The sequence below is a fragment of the Streptomyces sp. NBC_00576 genome, from assembly GCF_036345175.1.
Classification (GTDB): domain Bacteria; phylum Actinomycetota; class Actinomycetes; order Streptomycetales; family Streptomycetaceae; genus Streptomyces.
In genome coordinates this window covers 1,556,446-1,579,642 of record NZ_CP107780.1, presented here as the reverse complement: position 1 = coordinate 1,579,642, position 23,197 = coordinate 1,556,446, and the positions used below count along the sequence as shown (strand labels likewise).

The 23,197-nt window shown below is 69.8% G+C and carries 17 protein-coding genes and 3 pseudogenes; 7 read left to right on the top strand and 13 right to left on the bottom strand.

Going from position 1 to position 23,197, the window contains the following annotated elements:
- The first annotated feature begins 300 nt into the window (after nucleotides 1-300).
- The 3 genes from OG734_RS06670 to OG734_RS06660 all read left to right on the top strand — a co-directional run bounded on the left by OG734_RS06670 (nucleotide 301) and on the right by OG734_RS06660 (nucleotide 3,709).
- Nucleotides 301-720 carry an FAD-dependent oxidoreductase gene (locus tag OG734_RS06670; protein WP_330286530.1) on the top strand — a complete coding sequence of 140 codons (420 nt, stop codon included), beginning with the start codon at nucleotides 301-303 and terminating at the stop codon, nucleotides 718-720.
- A gap of 563 nt (nucleotides 721-1,283) precedes the next feature.
- Nucleotides 1,284-2,294 carry an arabinan endo-1,5-alpha-L-arabinosidase gene (locus OG734_RS06665; protein WP_330286529.1) on the top strand — a complete coding sequence of 337 codons (1,011 nt, stop codon included), beginning with the start codon at nucleotides 1,284-1,286 and terminating at the stop codon, nucleotides 2,292-2,294.
- Nucleotides 2,276-3,709 carry a family 43 glycosylhydrolase gene (locus OG734_RS06660; protein WP_330286528.1) on the top strand — a complete coding sequence of 478 codons (1,434 nt, stop codon included), beginning with the start codon at nucleotides 2,276-2,278 and terminating at the stop codon, nucleotides 3,707-3,709. The genes OG734_RS06665 and OG734_RS06660 overlap by 19 nt, the downstream gene beginning before the upstream one ends.
- 223 nt (nucleotides 3,710-3,932) lie before the next feature.
- Here the strand turns inward: OG734_RS06660 and OG734_RS06655 are convergent, their stop codons facing one another.
- The 4 genes from OG734_RS06655 to OG734_RS06640 form a co-directional block, all read right to left on the bottom strand.
- The gene (locus OG734_RS06655; protein ID WP_330286527.1) at nucleotides 3,933-5,366 is read right to left on the bottom strand and encodes a polysaccharide deacetylase family protein; all 1,434 of its coding nucleotides are present in this window, start codon (nucleotides 5,364-5,366) and stop codon (nucleotides 3,933-3,935) included.
- A gap of 175 nt (nucleotides 5,367-5,541) precedes the next feature.
- The gene (locus OG734_RS06650; protein ID WP_330286526.1) at nucleotides 5,542-9,342 is read right to left on the bottom strand and encodes an nSTAND1 domain-containing NTPase; all 3,801 of its coding nucleotides are present in this window, start codon (nucleotides 9,340-9,342) and stop codon (nucleotides 5,542-5,544) included.
- Nucleotides 9,343-9,449: 107 nt separating this feature from the next.
- Nucleotides 9,450-9,617 carry a hypothetical protein gene (locus OG734_RS06645; RefSeq protein ID WP_330286525.1) on the bottom strand — a complete coding sequence of 56 codons (168 nt, stop codon included), beginning with the start codon at nucleotides 9,615-9,617 and terminating at the stop codon, nucleotides 9,450-9,452.
- Nucleotides 9,614-10,288, bottom strand: a complete 675-nt coding sequence (locus OG734_RS06640; RefSeq protein WP_330286524.1) for a GntR family transcriptional regulator — start codon at nucleotides 10,286-10,288, stop codon at nucleotides 9,614-9,616. The genes OG734_RS06645 and OG734_RS06640 overlap by 4 nt, the downstream gene beginning before the upstream one ends.
- 119 nt (nucleotides 10,289-10,407) lie before the next feature.
- Here OG734_RS06640 and OG734_RS06635 point away from each other — a divergent pair, with 119 nt between their 5' ends.
- The 3 genes and pseudogenes from OG734_RS06635 to OG734_RS06625 all read left to right on the top strand — a co-directional run.
- Nucleotides 10,408-10,839 carry a VOC family protein gene (locus tag OG734_RS06635; RefSeq protein WP_330286523.1) on the top strand — a complete coding sequence of 144 codons (432 nt, stop codon included), beginning with the start codon at nucleotides 10,408-10,410 and terminating at the stop codon, nucleotides 10,837-10,839.
- A gap of 52 nt (nucleotides 10,840-10,891) precedes the next feature.
- A complete protein-coding gene (locus OG734_RS06630; RefSeq protein ID WP_330286522.1) occupies nucleotides 10,892-11,545 on the top strand; it encodes an NAD(P)H-binding protein in 654 nt (217 codons plus the stop codon).
- A gap of 19 nt (nucleotides 11,546-11,564) precedes the next feature.
- Nucleotides 11,565-11,955 (top strand): annotated as a pseudogene (locus tag OG734_RS06625) (oxidoreductase); the annotation flags it as partial.
- A gap of 100 nt (nucleotides 11,956-12,055) precedes the next feature.
- Here OG734_RS06625 and OG734_RS06620 read toward each other — a convergent pair.
- On the bottom strand, nucleotides 12,056-13,330 hold the full coding sequence (locus tag OG734_RS06620) for an ArgE/DapE family deacylase (RefSeq protein ID WP_330286521.1): 1,275 nt from the start codon (nucleotides 13,328-13,330) through the stop codon (nucleotides 12,056-12,058).
- A gap of 170 nt (nucleotides 13,331-13,500) precedes the next feature.
- Here OG734_RS06620 and OG734_RS06615 point away from each other — a divergent pair, with 170 nt between their 5' ends.
- Nucleotides 13,501-13,938: an Lrp/AsnC family transcriptional regulator gene (locus OG734_RS06615; RefSeq protein ID WP_330286520.1), complete on the top strand. Its 438-nt coding sequence runs from the start codon at nucleotides 13,501-13,503 to the stop codon at nucleotides 13,936-13,938.
- Nucleotides 13,939-14,038: 100 nt separating this feature from the next.
- Here the strand turns inward: OG734_RS06615 and OG734_RS06610 are convergent, their stop codons facing one another.
- The 8 genes and pseudogenes from OG734_RS06610 to OG734_RS06580 all read right to left on the bottom strand — a co-directional run bounded on the left by OG734_RS06610 (nucleotide 14,039) and on the right by OG734_RS06580 (nucleotide 23,184).
- Complete coding sequence (locus OG734_RS06610; RefSeq protein ID WP_330286519.1) at nucleotides 14,039-15,619, bottom strand: ricin-type beta-trefoil lectin domain protein; 1,581 nt, start codon at nucleotides 15,617-15,619, stop codon at nucleotides 14,039-14,041.
- Nucleotides 15,620-16,067: 448 nt separating this feature from the next.
- On the bottom strand, nucleotides 16,068-17,444 hold the full coding sequence (locus tag OG734_RS06605; RefSeq protein WP_330286518.1) for a poly(ethylene terephthalate) hydrolase family protein: 1,377 nt from the start codon (nucleotides 17,442-17,444) through the stop codon (nucleotides 16,068-16,070).
- A 101-nt stretch (nucleotides 17,445-17,545) separates the two neighbouring features.
- Nucleotides 17,546-17,716, bottom strand: coding sequence for a hypothetical protein (locus OG734_RS47905; RefSeq protein WP_443064834.1), 171 nt, complete (start codon nucleotides 17,714-17,716; stop codon nucleotides 17,546-17,548).
- 128 nt (nucleotides 17,717-17,844) lie between these two features.
- Nucleotides 17,845-18,024: pseudogene (locus tag OG734_RS47900) on the bottom strand (cellulase family glycosylhydrolase); the annotation flags it as partial.
- A 584-nt stretch (nucleotides 18,025-18,608) separates the two neighbouring features.
- Complete coding sequence (locus tag OG734_RS06595; protein ID WP_330286517.1) at nucleotides 18,609-19,280, bottom strand: enoyl-CoA hydratase-related protein; 672 nt, start codon at nucleotides 19,278-19,280, stop codon at nucleotides 18,609-18,611.
- 44 nt (nucleotides 19,281-19,324) lie between these two features.
- The gene (locus tag OG734_RS06590; protein ID WP_330286516.1) at nucleotides 19,325-19,939 is read right to left on the bottom strand and encodes a TetR/AcrR family transcriptional regulator; all 615 of its coding nucleotides are present in this window, start codon (nucleotides 19,937-19,939) and stop codon (nucleotides 19,325-19,327) included.
- A 212-nt stretch (nucleotides 19,940-20,151) separates the two neighbouring features.
- A pseudogene (locus OG734_RS06585) lies at nucleotides 20,152-20,571 on the bottom strand (sensor histidine kinase); the annotation flags it as partial.
- A 294-nt stretch (nucleotides 20,572-20,865) separates the two neighbouring features.
- Complete coding sequence (locus tag OG734_RS06580; protein WP_330286515.1) at nucleotides 20,866-23,184, bottom strand: glycoside hydrolase family 3 N-terminal domain-containing protein; 2,319 nt, start codon at nucleotides 23,182-23,184, stop codon at nucleotides 20,866-20,868.
- Nucleotides 23,185-23,197 lie beyond the last annotated feature (13 nt).

Genomic DNA, 23,197 nt, shown 5'->3' with positions numbered 1-23,197 from the left:
CAATTACATGACCGCGCGGTCTGACCGCGCGGTCAATGTGTACGCATCCACCGACCGTCCGTCAAGAGTTCTCGCAACACCACTTGCCGCACGCGTTGGCCTTCGCCGAGGCCGGTGGCTGCGCGGCGGAGGTCGTCGCGCGGGTCCGAATATTCATGCCAGGGATGGATCGATGCTGGTCAGGACGCAATTGCCCAGCGGAAAGCGGCATGACGGACGGTCCGGTCGATCAAGATTCATGGTCTGCCCGGGTCCTCTCGTCGAGAAGGACAAGGTCGCCTCGGGCCGCAACGACAGAATGTGCGCCCAAGGCCGCACCATCGGTGCCGGTCACGCCCGCAAACGCATCGGTCAGGAGCGTGCCCGCGTTCTGTCCGACGCGTTCCGCGAGGCGGCCTGGCCGAGAACTTCGACCACGAGACACAGCTCCTCACCCCGAACGAACTGAAGTCGGAGCTGGGCTCGGACTACTACCACGGCGCCCTGTTCGACCCGCTCCGCGCCGGCCGGCACGTCGGCAGGTACGTCCACGGCCTCGCCGAGGCCGCCGCACGTGTCGGCGCCGACATCCGCCAACGCGACGCGACCACCGGACTCACCCGCCTGGCCACCGGCGGCTTCCTGGTCGAGACCCTGCACTGCATCATCCGTGCCGAGCAGGTCAGGCCGCCACCGATGCCTGGACCGACAAGGCGCTGCCCTGGTTCCATAGGCGGCTGATCAATGTCGGCAGCTTCGTCATCGTCACCGGGCCACTCGGCCCCAACGCCTTCTACCTCTACCTCCGCGACCCCGACGGCCACCGTGTCGAGATCTACGCCAGCGGCTACTGCACCGGTGACCCCGACCACGAAACCTACCGCTGGAACGTCCACGACGACCGCCGCCGCGACTTCTGGGGCAACGTCGTCGTCGAGTCCTGGTACAAGGAGGCCACGCCGGTCCTCGGCCTCGACGGGCGCCCGCAACCGGTGTCCGATGCCGTGCTCGACGAGTCCGCCGTGCAGGTCGGCGCGGACGGTCTCGGCCGACCCGCCGAAGTAGGGGGTGTCCCATCAACGGCCCTGGCTCACATGCGGTGGTGACCGGGCGCGGGGCGGGTTGTGGGCGCCGCCGGCAGGTGTGCGACAGGTGGGCTGTCGAACGCGATTCGACGACCACCGTGATGCGAGTTGCTGCGCGAACCGTTGACGCGCAAGGGGTTCGATTCTACGTTCCCGTTCGAAGTCGTGACCGGCGTTCGCGATACCGAACGGGCCGTCCCCCCTCCAAGGAGGATCCGCGTGAGCCGCACCTCCCGCAAAGACGCTCACAGTTCAACCCGCGGAACCACCCGCAGAACCGCTCTCCTCGCTGTCCCCGCGGCGATCCTGCTCGCACTCGTCCCGAGCTCGGCGTCCGCGTATCCGAACCCGGGCACCGTCACTGGCTCGACCGCGGTCCACGATCCGACGATGATCCGCACATCGTCGGGCCAGTACCTGCTGTACGCCACCGGCGGCGGTATCAGCAACCGCACCTCCACCGACCGCATCGCCTTCAGCGGCGGCGCGGACGCCTTCTCCGGCCGGCCGGGCTGGTGGCGCACCTACTCCTCCGTGCCGGAGGCCTGGGCACCCGACCTCTCGTACCACGGCGGCAAGTACCTGATGTACTACTCCGTCTCGTCCTTCGGCTCGCAGAACTCGGCCATCGGACTGGCGACGTCGACAACCGGCCGGCCGGGCAGCTGGACCGACCAGGGCATCGTCTACACGTCGAGTTCGGCGAACGACTACAACGCCATCGACCCGAACCTCTTTGTGAACGACGACGGCAAGTGGTGGCTGTCCTTCGGCAGTTGGTGGACCGGGATCAAGATGATCCAGATCAACCCGTCGACCGGGAAGCAGCTCTCGTCCAACACCACCCGCTACTCGCTGGCCTCCCGCCCCACCGGCACCAAGGCCGTCGAGGCCCCCTACATCGTCAAACGGAACGGCTACTACTACCTGTTCGCCTCCTACGACACCTGCTGCGCCGGCACCGGCTCCACGTACAAGGTCAAGGTCGGCCGGGCCACCAGCGTCACCGGCCCGTACTCCGACAAGAACGGCGTCGCCATGATGAACAACGGCGGTACGCCCGTGCTGGAGTCGCACGGCCGGTACATCGGCCCCGGCGGACAGTCGATCATGAATGACGCGGGCGGCGACCTGATCGTCTACCACTACTACGACGGCCAGGCCAACGGCACTGCGAAGCTCGGCATCAACCTCCTGGACTGGAGCAGCGGATGGCCCGTCGCCTACTGACCCTGCTGGCGGCCCTCCTGCTCGCGCTGTCCCTGGGCCAGTCCCCGGCGAGTGCCGCCTCCTTCACCAACCCGGTCAAGGCACAGAAGGGCGCCGACCCCTGGATCACATACCACAACGGCAACTACTACCTGGTGACCACGAGTTGGACCGACGCCATCACCATCCGCAAGGCGCCGACACTCGCCGGTCTCGCAACCGCGCCGAGCGTCCAGGTGTGGACGGGTGACGCGGCCTCACGCTGCTGCAACATCTGGGCGCCGGAACTTCACTTCCTGAACGGCCGCTGGTACCTCTACCACGTCGCCGGCCAGAACGTCTCCGACTACGTCCCCACCCAGCGCACCCACGTCCTGGAGAGCGCCGGCTCGGACCCGCTGGGCCCCTACATGTACAGGAGCCGGCTGAACAGCGCCTGGATGCTCGACCCGAGCGTCGCGACCATCAACGGAAGCCTGTATCTGTTCGGCAGTGCGAGCGGCGGCACGCAGAACCTCGTCGCCGCGCGGATGTCCACCCCGTACACGGTCAGCGGCTCCTTCTCGACGATCTCCACGCCCACGTACGACTGGGAGCGCTCGGGCGGGACGGTCAACGAGGGCCCGGAGATACTCCAGCGGGGCGGCCGTACTTTCCTGATCTACTCGGCGAGCGGCTGCTGGACGCCCGACTACAAGCTCGGCCAGCTGGAGCTGACCGGCTCCAACCCCCTGTCCGCCTCGTCCTGGACGAAGAAGTCCACGCCCGTCTTCCAGCGCAACGACGCGAACGGGGTCTACGGGCCGGGGCACAACGGATTCTTCAACTCGCCGGACGGCACCGAGAGCTGGATCGTCTACCACGCCAACGACAGCGCGGGCGACGGCTGCGACAACGGCCGGACGACGCGTGCGCAGAAGTTCACCTGGAACCCGGACGGTACGCCGAACCTCGGTACGCCGGTGCGGCTCGGCGCGTCACTCGCCGGGCCCTCGGGGGAGCCGTCGTCCGCCTCGACGACATACACGGTCGTCAACCGCGTAACTGGCAAGTGCCTTGAGGTGACGGGGAGTTCGAGCGCCGACGGGGCCAACGTCCAGCAGTGGACGTGCAGTGGGGCCAACAACCAGCGCTGGCGCCTCGAAGACCTGGGCGACGACACCCATCGCCTGGTCAACGTCGCCGGCGGAAAGGTGCTGGACACGGAGAACTGCTCCTCGGCCGACGGTGCGGACCTGCGTCAGTGGTCCTGGCTGAACAACACCTGTCAGCGGTTCCGGTTCCTCGCCACGAGCGGCGGCTATGTACGGATCGTCAATCAGGCCACCAGTAAGGTCGCCGACGTCGCCGACTGCTCCTCGGCCGACGGAGCCGACGTACGCCAGTGGTCGTGGCTGAACAGCAACTGCCAGCAGTGGCAGCTCAACCCGGCCTGAGCGTGCCTCACCACGGCGGAAACCACGGCCGGGAGGACAGAGGGACAGACTTCCTCTCGGTGCGCGACGGCGCCGCACACTCGCGTAGCCGTCGGCCTCCAGCTCAGCGGCCCTTTTTTCCTCGGCCCGGAGACGGGCCGGCACACCCGCAGCGCGGCGAGAACACCGTACGAGTCGTGGCGCCTGCGGCTTCCTGCCCAGGGACGCCGCGTCGAGCCTCTGATCACAGCGTGGCACGCAGGTGGCTCACCGTGACGAAGCGGAAGCCCTCGGCGGTGAGGGTGCGAAGGATCTCCGGGACGGCGGCGACGGACGTCGGGTGGATGTCGTGCATCAGGACGACGCTGTTGCGCCGAGCCTTGGCGATGACTGTCCGAGCGACCTTGGCGCCGTCCCGGTACTTCCAGTCCTCGGTGTCGACGTCCCACAGCACCGGCGACAGTGTGGTGGCGGCCTTCACCTTGGCGTTGACCGCGCCGTACGGCGGCCGGAAGAGGGTGGGGGCCTTGCCGGTGGCGGCCTTGATCGCGCCGCTGGTGCGGCCCAGCTGGTAGGCGATCTGTTCGGGGGTGAGCTTGGTGAGGTCAGGGTGGTTCCAGGAGTGGTTGCCGACCTCATGGCCGGCCTTCACCTCGGCGCGTACGAGCTCGGGATGGGCGGCCACGTTCTGGCCCACGGTGAAGAAGGTGACACGCGCCTCGTATCGGTCGAGGTGGTTGAGCAGGGTCGCGGTCTCCGGGGCGGCCGGGCCGTCGTCGAAGGTCAGGGCGATGCACTTGACCTTCTTGCAGTCGGTGTCGTCGTCGGCGGAGGCGGAGTGTGTGGGCACGGCCGCGCTGGGTGTGCTGGGGGCTCCCAGGTCGAGGTCGTTGCCGGGGTGCTCGGTCTGCTGCTGGGCGCGTAGGCCGAAGGGAGACAGCCAGGGGGTGATCGTCGCCTTGTCGAGGGAGACGACGTGGGACCCGGCCGCATCGGCTCCCACCGTGCCCCGGTCGAGCTCCGCTCGGAGATTGCCATCGGCGGTGAAGGACAGGTCGTCGAGAAGGTCGGCAAGATGGGTGGTGTCGGCGAATGCGTCGTCGAGGTAACTGGGGTCCACCCCCTCGCGGCCCCTGAGCTGCTTTTTCAGAGCGGCGGTGAAGGCGTCCCGTGAACCGTCGGATATGAGGTCGAGTGCCTGGCGGTAGGCGCCGTTCTCCCCGTCGTACCAGTACGTGCTGGTCGACTGCCCGTTGCCGACCCCACTGCCGTCCAGCGTCGTGAGCCGGACACCGAGCACGTCACCGGAGGCGACCAGGAACCGGTGGCTGACGTTGAGCTCGCCGGCCGAAGGTGAGCCGTTGTCGCACCGGCTGGAGCGGAAGGCCGCCAGGCGCTGGTCGACGTCCTTCCTCATCGCGGATGTCATTTCCTCCGCTCCGGGCACGTCCGGGTAGCTGATGGCGAACGGGCAGGAGCTCTGCTCGCTACCGTCGTTGACAATCCTCAGGCCCTTGATCCTCGACGGATCGACCGTCCGGGACGCGGAGGAGGACGGTCCGGCCTGCATGGACTCGGGGGAGGGGTCCGGGGTTCCGGACCCGTTGGCGCAGGCCGCGGTCAGGGTGAGCGAACCGAGCAGGAGAAGCGCCGAGGGGAGGAGGGCGTGAGAACGCATGCGGAGCACCTGAGGGAGAGAGGACGTGCCGGGCGTCGCGGAACGGGCGCCGGTCGGCCGTCCTGCGCAGAAGTGCGCGGACGGCCTTCGTGCTCTCGATGTTCCAGGTCAGGAGCGTTTTTCAGCGACCCTCGGGGTCCCTCTGAACAATCCTCCGCCCCCGACTGCGGCTTCCTCAGCGCTGGACGGGGCACACCTCGCGGTACGGGGCGTCGGGGACATAGCTGCGCCACTGGGCCTGGGTGAGCCCGCCGCCCGCTCGCTCGCAGATGGTGCGGACCGCCTGATCCGGTGCGATGGGCAGGGCCTGGAGCGGCACGTCCGGGCCTGATGCGTACACCGTGCCCCCGTCGCCGGCGAAGGAGAGCGAGCGGATCTCGTCACCGGATGTCGGCAGATCGCTGCCGAGCAGCTGCTGGCCCTCGGTGTCCCACAGGCGTAGCGTGCCGGCGGTCCCGCCCACGGCGAGGGTGTGGCCGTCGGCGGAGAAGGCGAGCGCGCTGACGGGCTCGGGCTCGCCCCGCGAGACCGTGTCGGCAGTGCCGGTCAACACGCCCGTGCGACGCCGGGCGTCGCCGTCCCAGAGGGTGACGTGCCCGGTCTTGTCGCCGACTGCCAACCGCGTGCCGTCGTGGCTGAAAGTGAGCGCGGTGACCTCCCGGCCGTCGGCGAGGGCGCGCCCGGTGACCTTGCCGGACGCCAGGTTCCCGTACTCGTCGTCGTAGCCGACCAGCAGCCGCCCGTCCGGCCGGAGGGTCAGGGCGGTCTCGGACATGCCGTGCAGGATCCGTGACCTGCGGCCGCGTGCGGTGTCCCACACCTCGACCCCGCCTTCGCGCAGGGCCAGCAGAGTCCGCCCCCCGGGACCCGCGACGAGACCGGCCAGGGGGCGGTCGGCGGCACCGGAGGTGTCGAACGACGTGCGCACTCTGTGCGCCGGCACGTTCCACAAGGTGAACCGCAGCCGCAGGGAACCCTGCGAGGAGGTGGTGTCGGCGATGGCGAGCGACCGGCCGTCCGGACTGAAGGACAGCAACGGGGTCGTTGTGCTGTCGGGCGAGGGCAGGGGGCCGAGCGTGGCCCGGCCGAGCACCCCGCCCATCGGGGTCCCTCCGCTCGAGCGAGGCCGAGAGTGGGGGAGGGTGGAGCGCAGCTCGAACCGGTAGCCGCCGCCGGACCGGGTGACGGTGGCCAGCGACGTGCCGTCGGGGCTCAGGGCGGTCGCGTCGGCCTCGGTGCCCTGCCATCGAGCGCCGAGGCGGTCGGTGAGGTCGTAGCTGTGGACGGTGGCGCCGTCCAGGTGGCGCAGGACGCGTTGCTTGCCCGGATCCCAGGTCAGGCCTCTTACTTCAGCGCCGGACAACGGCCGCTGGAAGGCCATGGTGCCCCCGTTGGCCAGTCGCCACACGGCGATCTGCTGGTCGTCGGCCGTGGCCAGGAATCGCCCGTCGGGGGAGAGTGCGAGCTGTGTGAACCCGGAGATGCCACCGCTCTGGAAGTCGGCGACCGTGCGTCCGCCGCCCACGTCCCAGACGGCGGCGGCCGTACCGTAGGCGACGGCCAGTCGCCGGCCGTCCGCGCTGAACCGCAGGAGGCGGGATCCGCCGTCCGCGCCGGAGCCGGTGCCGCAGACGGTGCCGTCGGCCTTGTCCCAGTCTCCCGTCAGCCGCAGGTGCCGGACGGTGTCCCACACCTGCGGCGGGGCTCCGGCCGGGCACAGCGCCAGCAGCCGGCCGTCCGGGCTGACGGCCGTCATGGACAGACCGTCCGGGACACCGGCTGAGAAGGCGGGCCCGGATCCGTCGGTCCGCTGTACCCGCACGGTGCCTCCGTCGCCCGCCGGGCCGGTGACGTACGCGCTTCCGTCGTCCGAAGTGTCCATCAGCGTGGTGTCGCCCAGTTCGGCGGCGGGTTTCCTGGCAGCGAGGTCCCACAGCACATCACCGTCCGGCCCGCTGAGATCGAGAAAGCGGGAGTCGGCACCGGCGGCGGTCACCTCCATACCGCTGGGCAGCTGGTAGGTCGCGGTACGCCGGTGGTCGGCGACGCTCCACACATTCACCGCGCTGTTCGCGACACTGACGAGGGTCCGGCCGCGGTCGGTGAGGAAACGCCGGGCGTCTCTGCCTGTCTGGGGGTCGGTGAAGGCGTCCCGTTCCGGCTGGACCAGCGCCGCCAGCAGCGCGGAGCGCGACTCGGTCAGCGGAGCGAGCTTCCAGGCCGCGACGCCGAGCAGGGAGGCGGTGCGGGGGTCGCTGGAACGCAGACTGTCGGCGATCGTGGCCAGGCGGCGGGCGGCGGCCTTCGCGGCCTCCTGTGTGCTTGCCCGGTCGCGTTGCCAGGCGAGCAGGCCGGCCGTCAGCGCGCACACGAGGAAGACCGACAGGCCCACCGTGAGCGCGCGCGTACGACGGGCGGCGCGTGCCCCGGCGTCCCGCTCGGTGTGCCGGGCATCCAGGGAAGCGGTGAGAAACGCCCGCTCCAGCTGGGCCAGGTCGTCTTCCTCGGCCTTTCCTCCGGCCCCCGCCGCGTTGTCCGCGAACAGTTCCTCGGACCGGGCCAGCCGGGTGCCCCGGTACAGGGCGCCGGGATCGCGGTCCAGCCCGTCCCAGGCGCGGGCGGCCTCGCCGAGCAGCCGCTGCACGTGCAGCCGCTCGCGGCTCTCCTCGATCCAGCCGGCCAGCCGGGGCCAGCTCGTGATCAGTGCCTCGTGGACCAGCTCGACGGTGTCGCCGTCAAGGGTGATCAGGCGGGCGGCGGCAAGACGTTCCAGTACGTCCTGCGTGTCCGGCCCGGTCAGTTCGGCGCGGGACGCCGGGCGGCGCGTGTCGGGGACGCCCGCGGGCAGGATCGGACCCTGCTCGAAAGCGGAGCCGCCAGGTGCGATCAGCCGCAGCAGTATGCGGCGGACGGTCCGTGCCTGAGGTGCGGTCAGGTCGCCGTACACCTGCTCGGCTGTGGCGGCGATCGCCCCTCGCACGCCGCCCGTCTCCTCGTAGCCGGTCAGCATCAGCGTCCGGCCCCGGCGACGGCGCCACGTCTCCAGCAGTGCGTGCGAGAGCATCGGCAGCGCGCCCGGCTGGTCGCCGACCTCCTCGATGATCCGCGCGGTCAGCACTCGCTCCACGTTCAGTCCCGCTGCGGTGGCCGGGCCGGTGATCACCTCGCGCAGCTCGTCCCCGTTCATGGGCCCGACCAGCAGGTTGGCGCGGCTGACGGCCTCGGCCAGCTCTCGGTGGGCGGCGCAATGGCCGTAGAAGTCGCCGCGCACCGCGACCACCACGCGCAGGCGGCTGCCCGGCTCACGCGCGCTGAGCAACAGGTCCAGGAAGCGGTCGCGCTCCTCGCGGTCGTGGCAGAGGGTGAACAGCTCCTCGAACTGGTCGACGATCACCCAGGTGTCCGACTCGCCGTCCTGCGGAACGAGCGCCTGCCCGTGTGTGCGAGCGGGCCGTTCGCCGGGAGTGACCACGCGGATCACCGCGGGGCGGCCGGTACCCTCGCTCTCCCGCAGCTGCGGGACGAGGCCGGCCCTCAGCAGCGAGGACTTGCCGCTGCCGGACGGCCCGAACACCGCCGCGAACCGGTGCGCGTGCGCCAGGTCCAGGAGTTCGCGTATCAGTGCCTCTCGGCCGAAGAACAGGTCGCTGTCAGCCGGTTCGAAGCGGGCCAGCCCACGGTACGGAGTCCGCTCGTCGGCCGCGGGGGCACGGAACTCGGCGTCCGCCTCCCGCCAACGGGCCTCCCACTCGTCCGGGTCGGCGTCGAGCGACGCCGCGTATGCGCGCACCACAGCCAGAGTCGGCAGCTGGTCGCCGGCCGCGGCCTGCGAAAGCGCTGTTGTGGAGTAGCCCGCCCGCTCGGCCATCTCCCGGTACGGCGGCTTCCCGGCTTTCTCCCTCAGCAGGCGCAGGTCGTGCGCGAGACGCTGGACCGGACCGGCACTGGGGTCGACTGGTTTCTCTCGTCGGCCCACCTGGTGGCACCTTTCGACCAGCAAACAAGAAACGGTGCTCAACCTACGTTTTCACCCGACCGGAGGCAATCCCGGTCCCAGCCGATGAGGCCGGGACTCCCTCGGGCTCAGGGCACCAGCTCGATGGCGTCGTAGGACACCCCGGGGTTGAGGTAGGCGGTGCCGCCGGAGCCGCTGGTTATGTCGATCGTCAGCTCATGGCAGGTGTCGGCGGACTTCGTCCAGGTGCTCGCCGGGATGGCAATGGTCGCGGAAGATCGTGGCCTACGGCTCAAGGGCGGTTCGGGTCGGCGTTCCCGGTCACCACATCGACGGCGTGGCGGCGGTGTGCGGCGAAGAGGTGGAGCGCGGTTTCGGTGTCGCGGGAGCGCAGCGCGGTTACGAGCCCGTGGTGCTCGCGCGGGATGCAGCCGAGGTAGCCGTCGGTACTGATGTTGATCCGGGTCAGCAGAAACAGGTGGACCTGGCACCGTATGCCGTCCCACGCGTCGGCGAGGCGCTGGTGGCTGGCGACGGCGAAGACGGCGTCGTGGAAGGCGATATCCAGTCGCACCATCTCGTGGGCGTCCGTTACATGCTTCATGACCTCGGCCGCCTTGGCGAGAGATGCGAGGTCCTCGTCCGAGGCGCGCGTGATCACTTGGCGGACAGCCAGGTCTTCCAGCGCGCCACGCAGGCTGTCGAGCTCCGCGACATCCTCAGGAGACAGTGTGGTCACTGTCGTCCCACGGTGCCACGCGCAGTGGACCAGTCCCTCGCGCTCCAGTACGCGCAGTGCTTCGCGTACGGGACCGCGGCTGACGTCCATCATGGCGGACAGTTCCACCTCGCGCAGCTGGGCGCCGGGGGCGTAGGCCCCGCTGAAGATGGCATCGCGGACCTGGTCTGCGACCTCGTCCGACAGGCCACGGCGACGGGCCGGGGACACTTTGCCCTGATCACTCATGTCTGACTTGTACCTCCTCCAGCTACGTCCGAATGTTAACATTCGCTTGTTGTCCTATTGTCAACATTGCGACAATGAAGCGATGATCCCTCCCGACCCTCTCTCGGAAAGGCAGTGCCGTGACTGTTCTCGACTCCCCGATCCCCCGGTTCCACCTCGCCATGCCGGTCGACGACCTGGCTGCCGCGCGCCGCTTCTACGGCGACGTACTGGGCCTGGAACAGGGCCGCAGCGCGGACACCTGGGTTGACTGGAATCTGCACGGCCATCAGTTCGTCACGCATCTGGCACCGGAGCGCGCGCAGCGCATACACAACCCGGTCGACGGTCACGACGTCCCGGTACCGCACTTCGGGCTGATCCTGACGATCCCGGTCTTCCAGCAGCTTGCCGAGCGGCTGCGCGCGGCGGGTGCCGGATTCGTCATCGAGCCCTACGTGCGCTTCGCGGGCCAGAAGGGCGAGCAGTGGACGATGTTCCTCCTCGACCCGGCCGGCAACGCGCTGGAGTTCAAGGCGTTCGCCGACGACTCCCAGGTGTTCGCTTCCTGACCGGCGGACTTCGCACCCCTCCCTCTCGCCACTCGAAAGACGGGACCAGCTCATGAAGGTGTTCCAGATAGGCGCTGCCGGAGGAGTCGGCCGCCGCCTCACCCGACTCCTTTCCGCACGCGGGGACTCGGTGACCGGCATGCATCGCGGGCCCGCTCAGGGCGAGACCGTGCGGGAGGCCGGTGGGCATCCGGTGATCGGTGATCTCATCGCCGACTCGGTCGACGGCCTCGCACAGAAGATGCAGGGCCATGACGCGGTGGTCTTCTCGGCCGGTGCGCACGGAAGCGGCATGGACAAGACGACCCTCATCGACGGCAAGGGCCTTCAGAAGGCCGCCGACGCGGCTGCGCTCGCCGGTGTGTCGCGGTTCGTCCTCGTCTCGGTGTTCCCCGACGCCCTGCGCGGCGGCGGGGGCGGTGAGGGCTTCGAGCACTACATCAAGGTCAAGAAGACCGCCGACGTGTACCTGACGCGCACGGCTCTCGACTGGTTGATCGTCCGTCCCGGAACCCTCCTGGACGCCCCCGGCAGCGGCCGGGTCACGGCAGGCCCCGCCGTCGAGTACGGCGATGTGCACCGCGACGACGTCGCCGCGTTCATCACCGCCGCCCTCCACGAGCCCGCCCTGAATCGCGTGATCGTCGAGCTCACCTCCGGCGACACCCCCGTCGCCGACGCCGCAGCGCAGCTCGCGGCCGCTTGAACTCCCACCCCACTCGATCTTCGAGAACCGGATCCGCTTCGCCCTGCAGGTCGTCGACGTCGTCCGCGCGGTGTGGCCCGAGGGCCGGCCGGTCTTCTTCAGCACCGCGGCCACCGGCTGGCTGACCGAGAACCCCGAGGACGAGCGCGAGGGCTGGACCGAGGACGACACCGTCCGCCTCACCAAGAAGCTCCAAGATCGTCGCCGGACGGAACCACCAGGTGCCCTTCGCCACCCAGCCCCGCCCCGCCACCGCCATCCCCACCGCTGCCGTCGGCATCATCACCGAGCCGCAGCAGGCGGGGGAGATCCTCTCCAGCGGACAGGCCGACGCCGTCTTCCTCGGCCGCGAGCTTCTCCGCAACCCCTACTGGGCCCAACACGCCGCACTCGAACTCGACGCCGAGCCGCTGGCCCGACCGACCAATACGCCTACGTCGTCAAACGCCGCAAGCACCTACCTACCCACCCCCTGCAACCTCCGCGCCCTGCCCCACCAGGGAAGACGTACTACTTGGTGCCGACCGCGCGCAGGGTGGCGAGCACCAGTGCCCGGGTGACGGTGACGATTTCGCTGACGCGGACCTGTTCCTGCGGGCCGTGTGCGAGGCGTACGTCGCCGGGGCCGTACTGGAGTGTGGGGATGCCCGCCTCGGAGTACAACCGCAGGTCACTGCCGTAAGGGGCGCCTCGCTCGAACGGTCGCGGGCCGCCGGTGACGTCGGCGCACGCGTCGCCGACCAGGGCTGCGAGCGGGTGCCCGGCCGGCAGCCGGCCGCTGGCGAACTGGCCTCCGGGCCACGTCACCGTGGCGGGGTGAGAGCGCAGCCACGGGTCGGCCGAGCAGGCTTCGGCCACGCACGCCTCCAGTTCGCTGCGCGCCCGCTCCGGATCCTCGCCCAGCCGGACACCCAGTCTTCCCTCGGCCACCAGCAAGTCGGGCACGCTGCTGGCCCAGTCGCCGGCCCGGACGATGCCGACGGACAGCGGGTACGGAATGGGGTATTCGGCCATCAGGGGGTCGGCGCCGGTGTTACGGCGGGCTTCCAGACGGGCGAGCGCGTGGTGGATGGGCAGGTAGGCGTCGATGGCGCTCATGCCCGCGTACCGGGTGCTGCCGTGGGTGGCGCGGCCGGGTACGTCGATGTGGAAAGTCAGCGCTCCGGCGTTGGCGGTCATAAGGGCGCCGCTGGTCGGTTCCGTGATGATGCAGGCGTCTCCGGTGTGGCCGCGTTCGAGGGTGCCGAACGCTCCGAGCCCGCCGTCCTCCTCGCTGACGACGAAGTGTGCGGACACTTGGCCGCGCAGGTTCGCGCCCGCTCTCCGTATTGCGGCCAGGGCAGCGAGGATCGCCACGACGCCGGCCTTCATGTCGCACGCTCCCCGGGCGTGGACCACGTCTGCGCCGACCCGAGGGCGGAACGGGTCTCCCTCCCACTGCGCCAGGTCCCCGGGAGGCACGACGTCGACATGGCCCTGGAGGACCAGGGTCGGCCCGTCGCCCTGCTGCTGCGTGCCACCCACCAGACCCCACGCCTCCGTGCGCGGGGCCTCGCTGCCCGGGAAGCGGGGATGAGCACGCAGCTCGGGCAGGTTCATGGACCACAGGTCGACATCGAGATCCATCCGCTCCAGATGCCGGGCCAGGACGTGCTGCAGCTCGGACTCCGCGGCACTCCCCGTCACGCTGGGAACGGCGAGCAGTTCCTGCAGAATCCGGGCGATCGCCGCCTCGTCCACTGCGGTCAGCGCGGACGCCTCCACATCGCTCACGTTTGCTGTCATCGGAACGCTCCCCCGGCATGTGACATCAGGACAAGCTGGAGGCTACGGTTGCGGCCGCGGCGCAAACAATCACTATTTACTGCGATCAACCGTCGTTTTCTTGCAATGTCGACGATGGAACAGCTCTTTGTTGCGCCTGTGCCGCACCTACTGACGTCTGGAGTGAAGTCGTGGACACCATCGACGAAGCGATCATCCGCTGCGTGTTGCGCAACGCCCGCTCCACGTACGCCCAGATCGGCAAGGAGGCCGGCTTGTCCGCTCCTGCCGCCAAGCGGCGTCTCGACCGCCTGGTGGCCACAGGCGCGATCCGCGGTTTCACCGCTCTCGTCGACCCCCAGGCGCTCGCCTGGCACACCGAGGCGTTCGTCGAGGTCTATTGCACCGGCAACCCCACCCCCGCCCAACTGCGCCAAGCCCTGGAAGGCATCCCCGAGGTCGTCGAAGCCTGCACTGTCTCCGGTGCGGCCGACGCAGTCCTCCACATGCTTGCCAGAGACATCCCCCACCTGGAACAGGCCGTCCAGCGGGTACGCGCCACCGCCCCTGTCGACCGGACCGAGAGCGTCATCGTGCTCTCCCGGCTGCTCAACCGGCCTCGGCTGTGACCACAACCCAGGCTCGCCGCGGGCAACGAGATCGCGTCAACCGGCCACCAAGGCGGTGACCATCTCGCCAGTACCAACGGTGTCGGTCACCAGGGATCGGTCAGACGTGGGTCCATTTCTGGTTGGCTGCGCCGCCGCAGTCCCAGATCTGGACCTTGGTGCCGTTGGCGGTGGCGCCGCCACTGACGTCGAGGCACTTACCGGAATGGACGGCCGTGATGGTGCTGTCGGTATTGAGGCGGAACTGCTGGTTTGACTGGCCGTTGCAGTCCCAGATGTTCACGGCGGTGGCGTTGGCGGTGGCGGCGCCGACGACGTCCAGGCACTTGGCGCCGCCGTAGACACGCAGTTCGCCCGCGCTGGTGCTGGTGAACCGTTGGTTGGCGGCGCCGTTGCAGTCCCAGATCCCAGCGAGGGTTCCGTTGGCCTGGGAGCCGCCGGTGATGTCCAGGCAGCGGCCGGAGCCCTGGCCCTTGAGTGAGTAGGTGCTGCTGCCGGGCGGCGTCCCGCCGCCGGAGACCACGTACATCGCGGCGCCGTGAGCGGGGACGGAGGCGCTGATGGAGCCGCTGGTCGTGCTGGTGGTGTGCGCCCACAGGTCGCGTACCGAGTAACTGGACGCCGAGCCGAGGCCGATCTGCGCAGCGGAAGTGGAGACGGTGGCCGTGCCGCTGCCACGGTTGAGGAGGACCACTGCGACCGAGCCGTTGGCCATCGGCTTGGTCCACACCTCGGTGTTGCCGTTGTCGACGAGGCGGTTGCCCTGTCGGCCGCCCCAGTCCTGGTTGACCCCGATGACCTCGGTGTTGGTCAGGATCGACTTGGTGGCGGCGCTCATGGTGCGCAGGTCGTTGCCCGCGATCAGAGGCGCGTTCAGCAGTGCCCAGAGGCTGAAGTGGGCTCGGGACTCGGTGTCGGACAGGCCGTTACCCACTTCCAGCATGTCCGGATCGTTCCAGGCGCCGGGGCGGGAGAAGCCCGCCCAGCCGGGCTGGGCGTCCAGGATGCCCATGACGGAGTTCCAGTTGGCCTGGATGTCGCCGGTGTTGCGCCAGGAGTTGCCGGTGGCGGGGCCCCAGGTGCCGACCTGGTCGTTGCCCCAGTTGCAGAGGGCGAAGAGGATGGGGCGGCCGGTCCTGGCGAGAGCGTCGCGCATGGCGGTGTAGCGATCCTGACCGCTGCGGCCCTGGTGGTCACCGCAGTTGTCGTACTTGAGATAGTCGATGCCCCAGGATGCCCACAGGTTGGCGTCCCGCTGCTCGTTGCCGAGGCTGGCGGGGAAACCGGCGCAGGTGGTCAGGCCGGCCGACGAGTAGATGCCGAGCTTCAGCCCCTTGCCGTGTACATAGTCGGCGACTGCCTTCATGCCGTTGGGGAACTTCACGGGGTCCGCGACCAGATTGCCGCCCACGTCACGGTTCCGTGTCGACCAGCAGTCGTCGATGTTGACGTACTGGTAGCCGGCCGCGGCCATGCCGCTGGATACCATCGCGTCGGCGGTCTCCCGGATCAGACGGTCGCTCACGTTGCAGCCGAAGCTGTTCCAGTCGTTCCAGCCCAACTGCGGGGTACGGGCCAGGCCGTTGTCGAGCGCCAGGGCCTGGGGGGCTGGTAGGAGAGCGATAGGTACCGCGGCGGCGACCAGGGCCGCAGACAGCACCGCGCGGATGAGTCTGAGCATGGTTTCTCCTCGTTTGGTCGTGTGTGTCCGAGGGCGTCGAGCGTGGGCCCGATCCCGTTGTGCGCCGGCAGACGGTGCGGGATGAGCCGGAGCGGCCAGTCAGGGCCGTTGCGAGGGCCGGTGCCCGGTGCCCGGCGCCGTCTGCGACGCGAGCTGGTGGAACGTGACCGGGTCGGCCGTCGCTGCTGCGGACGCTGCCGGTCACCGGTCACCGGTCACCGGTCACCGAGACGCGGCCGAGGCGGGTCGGCGCAGCGAGTGCCGTACCGAGCGTCCCGTATCGGACAGCCACACGACGATGCAACGACCATGCCCAGGTCTGCGCCCGTCCGCTGGAGTACGGCGAGACCCTCGCAGCCGTCCCCTCCCCGGGACGCAGAGGTGCCTGCAACGGCCGAAGTGCCGGGCGCTGAGCGGCACTTCGGTCTCCTTCTGCCTCGGGTCGGGTTCAGTCCTCGTCATTGGAGGTCCAGCGCTGAGCGGACGCGCCGTTGCAGTTCCCCAGGACGGTCTGGGCGCCGCTCCCGGTGCCGCCGTTGTTCGTGTCCAGGCACAGGCCGGTCGGGACGCTGGTGATGGTGCCGTTGGCGTTGACGTTCCAGCGCTGGTTCTGACCGCCGTGACAGTCCCAGATGATGACCCGTGTGCCGGCGGACGTTCCCGAGGCCTCGGCGTCCAGGCACTTGTTGCCGTACACGCGCAGTTCCCCGGCGTCGGAGCGCGCCCACTTCTGGTTGGGCCGGTCCGCGCAGTCCCACAGTTGGGCCTGGGCGCCGTTGGTCTGCGACGAGTTCGCCACGTCCAGGTAGCGGCCGGAGCCGGCGCCGACGATCTGCCCGCCGCTGGCCGGCGGAGTGGTCGTGCCGCCTGGTGGCACGTACGGGCACTTGGTCTGGGAACGGGAGACCCCACTGCTGTCCGCAAGCGACGGGCACAGGAACTGGGTGTAGCGGGTGTCGTTGTCGAGGAAGATCTTGAGCCAGGGGATCGTACGGCGCGTCACGTTGGAGTTCCCCCAGGTGGGGAAGCCGTGGCCGCCGCTGGTGAGCTCGATGTAGGCGCTCTGCGTGGCGGCCGGCATCCCGCCGTAGAGCCCGTTGAGGTAGGAGGGGGTGACCGTGCCGTCGTCCCGTGCGCCCATGATCATCGTGGGCACACGCAGGCCGGACAGGTTCTGTGAGGGGGAGAAGGGCGCGAGCGGTAGGGCTGCCTTCAGTGACGGCCGGCGTTCGGCCGCGCTGATGGCGCCACCACCGCCCATGGAATGGCCGAGCACGCCCAATCGGTTGGGATCGACCCGGTCGCGCACCGGGCTCTTCTGGGTGAGGTAGTCCAGCGCCGCGAGCAGCTGGGTGCCGCGGGCGGTGTCGAAGTCGTTGGGGCTGTTGGTGTCGATGCCGATGACGACGAACCCGAAGGACGCGAGCCACGGCCCCATCCACGCCCCTTCGGCGGCCCACCGGGCGGTGTAACCGGGCACGGCCGCGACCGCACCCCAGGTACCCAGAGAGGTGTCCGTCGGGTAGTAGATCTTCCCGCCGTTGAAGCCGTTGCCGGGCGGCACGGTCACCTCCGCGGTCGCGAACGTGCCCCGCTGGGCCGCCACGCTGCTCACCGTGGGAGCCGGGCCCCGCTCGTACGGGTTGGCCGCGGCCGACGGCGATTGCGCCGACGCCGGCTGGATCGCCACCAGTGCGGTGATCAGGCCGGTCACGGCCGCGACCACGGCCGCCTTCAACGTGACCGTCCTGCTCCTCCTGCCGGATCTCGTCCGGCTGGTGGGGGCGGCGCCGGACAGCGGGACGTCGGTGATGCTCGAGTGCATCGTCCTGTTCCTCCATGCCTTTGTCGTGGTTACGGGAGTCGCGCCGAACGGGCGACCCTTTATGAATGGCGTGCACATGACAGGCGTAAGGTCGAGTCGCGTCAGTGGTGGAGCAGCGGAACGGCCGGGGGAGTGGTGCGCGTGGCGCCGGCGGAGAAGACCGCGGCCTCCTTGGCCGTGGCGACGATGCCGTTCGATCCGTTGAAGAGGCGTCGGCCCCAACTGGTGAGCTGACCGGGATCGAAGTTGGTGACCAGGTCCAGGTACTGCACATCGCTGCTGTTGCCGCTCCACGGCCAGCCCGGGTAACCGAGGCGGAGCCGCTGGGCGGCAGCAGGACGGCGTCCTCGTCGGGATTACCGTCCGAGTGGTCGTGGCCGAACTCTCCGACCACGATGGGGAGTTTCGCGGCCGCGAAACGGTTCAGGCAGTCATTGACCTTCGCGGCCGTATTGAAGACGCCGTACATGTGGACCGAGAACACCGTGTTGCGGTCCAGGTCGGCGGCGAACACCGACGCGGCGTTGTCGCGCATCGTGAACGCCCAGTCCTGGCCCCGGTTGGGCGCGTCCACCATCAGCGTGTGATTGAACCCGGCGCTCCGCGGCTTCTGGACGGCGGCCTTGGTGTCGGCCGTCCACCTCGTGCAGTTCCCGAAGAAGCATCCAGGGTGCGGGGCTGGTTGTCGGTGGTGTTCTGTCAGGCCGGCGCGGTACTGGGTGTCATGGAGCGGCGGGGTGACGCGCGTGCCGGTCAGTGCGGCGGCGGTGATGCCGCCGAGTGGTCAGCCTCTGGAAACCGCATCCTTGTTCTCTGCGGTGGTGGCGTGGTGCCGGGGCGTGCGTCGGTCACGATGGCCTCCGATGCGTGGGGGTGCCGAGTGAACCGGTGCCCTGAGGGCCGGAAGATGATCATTCACTCAGGCGAGCATGGGAACGCTCCCACGGGGAGCGTAGGAAGGCGCCGAGGAGCCGTCAAGGATTCTGTCGAAACCTGGTGTTCGACCATGCTCGAATTCGTGACTTCGGTCGTATGCGGTGTCCCGTCCACAGTCAGCACCATGCAGACCAAGCCGGTGCTCGACACCTATGCCGAGACGCCTATGCCGACTTCCGCGCCCAGGGTGAGCCCGGGGCGCGGAGTGTGTGGGTGCTGAGGTGCTGGTCAGCCGAGCGGGTTGGTGGTGTCGCGCAGGGTGGCCAGGGCGGGGGCGTACATGCGGGTCTTGATGGTGCCGAGCGTGTCGCCGGCCTTGGCCACCTGTGCCTGGGCGATCTCGATGGCGGTGGAGCGCACGGCGTCTTCGGCGACCGACTGGTCGACTATGCCGGCGGTTGCGGCGTCGGAGCCGCCGTAGCGGCGGGCGGTGACCATGGCCTCGTGGGCGGTCTGCGGCGCCAGGCGGGACTGGATGAGGGCGGCCATGCCCCGGGTGAAGGGGATGTTGATGTCCGCTTCGGGGAGGCACCAGTAGCCGCGGTCGGCGCGCATCACGCGGAAGTCGTGGGCGAGGGAGAACATCGCGCCGGCGGCGAAGGTGTGCCCCTGCAGTGCGGCCACCGTGATGACCGGCAGTGACAGCATCCGCGCGAACAGCTCATGGACCGAGACGACGTAGCCGTCGTACTGGTCGGCGTGGGCGAACAGCCAGTCCAGGTCGAGCCCGTTGGAGTAGAACTTGCCGGTGGCGGTGGTGACCAGGGCGCGGGGTCCCTCCGCCTTCTCCACCTCGTCGAGCGCGGCACTGACGGCAGTGAGCCAGTCGGGGTGGAAGCGGTTCTCTCCGTCTCCGAGGTCGAGGACGAAGACGTTGTCGTGGCGGTCGAGTGAGGGCATGGCGTTTCCTTCGAGCTGAGTTGACTGGGTGAAGTGGCTGCGCGCTATGGCCGGGGCCCTGGTTCGGCGGCCCTGGGGCGGTCGCGCAGGGTGTGGAGGAGCAGGTCGTGGATCTCGGTGGCGGCTGCCTCGATCGGGGCGGTGCTCTGCTCGGCCCGGCACATGATCACCGCACCTTCGGCCGCGGCGATGATGAAGGCGCCCAGCCGACGGCTGCGTTCTTCGGTCAGGCCGTGCCGGACGAACAGGGTCGCGAGGGCCTCCTGCCAGCGGGCGAAGACAGCGGCTGCCGAGAGGGCGAGCCGGGGTGCGTCGTCGTTGGTCTCGACGGCCACCGCCACGATCGGGCAGCCGGTCCGGAAGCCACTCTCCACGAGTCGGTCTCGCCACAGCGCGAAGAACGCGTCGACGGCCTCCACCGGGTTGTCCGCCTGCATGGCGGCGTCGATCAGACCCGCGATGAAGTCCCCCGCCAGGGCCACCGCCTCGTCGATGAGCTGAGTCCGCCCGCCGGGGAAGTGGTGATACACCGAGCCCCGAGGTGCTCCGCTGTGTGCGAGCACCCGGTCGATGCTGGTCGCGTTCGCCCCGTACTCACGCAGCAGGGCGGCAGCACTGAGGATCATCCGGTCACGGCTGTCACTTCTGCGCGGGCCCATTCGCCCACCACCCTTCCGCCGGCGGTGTGGCCCGCCGAGCGAGCTACCTGTCGGTAACTTATGGGGTATGGCATAGAACATGCAAGAGGAGATCAGTAACTGCTGCGCGCGAAGGGCTCGTCGGCCCGCACTTCCTGGAAGGCCTGTGTGGAATGCGGAATGGCGAGGCCCGCTTTCGGGGCACCTGGGCGGAGCCCGTCGCCGAAGCCTGCTCAGCGCCCTGCCGGAAGGACCGCTTGGGTCTCCCATCCATGGTCGATGCGTGGCCCGGCGCGGAGTCGGCCGCCCAGTGCGGTTACCCGTTCCTCCAGTCCGACGAGGCCGAAGCCGCCGCCGTGTGCCCCGTCCGGGAGTTGGGTGCCGCCGTGGCCGTCGTCGGTCACGGTCACCGACAGGCGGTCGCCGTCCTGATGCAGGCGGACGGTGACCTCGGTGGCGTCGGCAGCGTGGCGTCGTACGTTGGTCAGCGCCTCCTGGACGACGCGGAAGGCTGCGGCCTGCACCTCGTGCGGGAGGTCGTCCGACATGGAGGGCTCGCGGCGCAGGACGGCGCGCTGGCCGGGGGCGGCGAAGTCCTCGGTGAGTTCGGCGATGCCCGCCAGGTCGCCGACGGGGCGGCGGTCGGCCGCCTCCGGCAAGGACACGATCGGCGACGAGCTCCCAGGAGCCCTCGACGGCGCTGTCACCCCTCTCGCCGTCGTCGCCGAAGGCGACCGGCTGGGCGTGCGCTACGACGTGATCGGCACCCACAGCGGCAGCGACCCGACGGGGATCCCGGCCACGGCAAGCGGTCCGTTTCGCGGAGATCCGTATCCGCCATGCGCTGGACGGCAGGTTCGCCGAGCACTGGGGCCTGTTGGGCGCGACCACGCTCCTCGGCCGGCTCCGGCAGGACTGCGGAGCGCTGGGCGGAAACCGGCGTGGGGTCAGTCGACGCGTACCGGTGTGTCCATGACCCGGTCGTGCCCGGCCCGGCGGATCGGGCCGGTGAGACGGAGGGTGCCGGTGAGGCGGGTGTCGGTGCTGGATGCGCCGAGCATGACAGCGATGTCGCCGGGATCGACGATGCGGTGCAGGTCGGGCCCGGTATAGGCAAGACGGTCGGCATGCAGGCGGAACGTGACCCTACGCTGCTCGCCGACGGTCAGCCGGACGCGGGCGTAGCCGGTCAACTGGGTTACAGGCCGGGGCAGTTGAGCTATGGGGTCAGCGGTGTAGAGCTGCACGACCTCGGTGCCGGGGCGGTCGCCGGTGTTGCGGACCAGGCAGCTGACCTCGACCTCGCCGTCGGTGGGAATCTCCTCGGCGCTCAGTTCGAACCCGTCGTAGGAGAACGTCGTGTAGGACAGGCCGTGCCCGAAGGGATAGGCCGGGGTCGGGTCGAGGTTGCTCACCCCCTGGGTGTTGCCGCCCAGCGGAGCGTGCAGATACGTGCCGGGCTGGCCGCCCGGTGTGCGGGGGACCTGGACCGGCAGTCTGCCCGACGGGGTGAGCCGTCCGGAGAGCACACCCGCGAGGGCTGACCCGCCCTCCTCGCCGGGGAAGAAGGACTGGACGAGGGCCACCGCGCGGTCGGCGTAGGCCCCGAGCGCGTACGGGCGGCCGGAGACGACGAGCAGCACGACCGGCGTGCCGGTGGCGAGCAGCGCCTCGACGAGCTCGTCCTGGACGCCGGGCAGCGAGAGGTCCTCGGCGTCGCAGCCTTCGCCGGAGGTGCCGAGGCCGAACAGTCCGGCGCGGTCCCCGACCACCGCGATGCACACGTCCGCCCGCTGTGCCGCTTCCACTGCCGCGTCGAAGGCGGTGCGGTCGATGTCCTTGACGGGGCAGCCCTGTTCGTACGCGATCAGGGTCCCCGGCAGTTCCGCGGCCAGGGCGTCCAGCAGCGAGTGAGCCTCGATGCCGTTGTCGTACCCGGGGTGGTGGGGGAGGACGTGGTTGGGGAAGGAGTAGCAGCCGAAGAAGGCGTTGGGGTCGTCGGCGCAGGGGCCGACCAGGGCGATGGACGCCGTGTCCCGGGCCAACGGCAGGAAGCCGTCCCGGTTGTCGAGCAGGACGATGCTCCGCTCGGCGAGTTCGCGGGCGATGGCCCGGTGCGCGGGCGGGTCGAGGTCGATGGGGTCCGAGACGTTGGCGGCCGCGTCGACGGCTGGGTCGAAGTCGGCGTCCAGGAGGCCGAGTTCGGCCTTCTGGCGCAGGACGCGGCGTACGGCGCGATCGACCAGGTCCTCGGGGACGGTGCCCAGGCGGACGAGTTCCGCGAGGGGTTCGCCGAAGCAGAGAGTGTCGGGCAGCTCGACGTCGATCCCGGCCGCCAGCGCACGGGCGCCGGCCTCGCCTTCGGTCGCGGCGATGCGGTGCATGGTGCGCAGGAAGGCGATCGACCAGTAGTCGGAGACCACCGTCCCCTCGAAACCCCACTCCTCCCGCAGGAGCCGGGTGAGCAGTGACGAGTCCGCCCCTGCCGGTACCCCGTCGACGTCGGCGTACGAGTTCATCACCGAACGCGCGCCGCCGTCCCGCAGAGCCATCTCGAACGGCGGCAGGATCACGTCGGCGAACTCGCGAGGCCCCATGGAGACGGGCGCGTGGTTACGGGCGGCCTTGGAGGCGGAGTACCCCGCGAAGTGCTTGAGGGTGGCGACGATCCCGGCGCTCTCCAGGCCGCGCACGTAGGCGGTGCCGGTGGTGGCGACGAGGTAGGGGTCCTCGCCGAGGGTCTCCTCGACGCGGCCCCAGCGGTGGTCGCGCACGACGTCCAGGACCGGGGAGAGCCCCTGGTGGACGCCGACCCGGCGCATGCTCGTGCCGATGGCGTGCGCCATGCGTTCGACGAGTGCGGGGTCGAAGGCGGCGGCCCAGGCGAGGGCGGTGGGGAAGACCGTCGCGTGGTGCGTGGTGAAGCCGGTGAGGCACTCCTCGTGCGCGATCGCCGGGATGCCGAGCCGCGTGTTGTCCATCAACTCGCGCTGGAGGGCGGCGAGTTGGCGGGCGCCGTCGGCCGGCTCGACCGGCTTGGTGCCGAACGGGCGGGTGATGTGGCCCAGCCCGTCCTTTCTGGCCTTTTCGAAGTCGGTGTGCCGGGCGAAGACGTCCTGCATGGGTGCCACGTTGCCGCTGACGTGTTCGACGCCGGGCCAGGCACTGCCGAGCTGGGCGAGCTTCTCTTCCAGGGTCATCTCCGCGAGCAGGGCATCGACCCTTTCGTCACGGGGGCAGGCCGGATCGGCCCAAGGTGTGGTCATGGCGCGTCCCTCG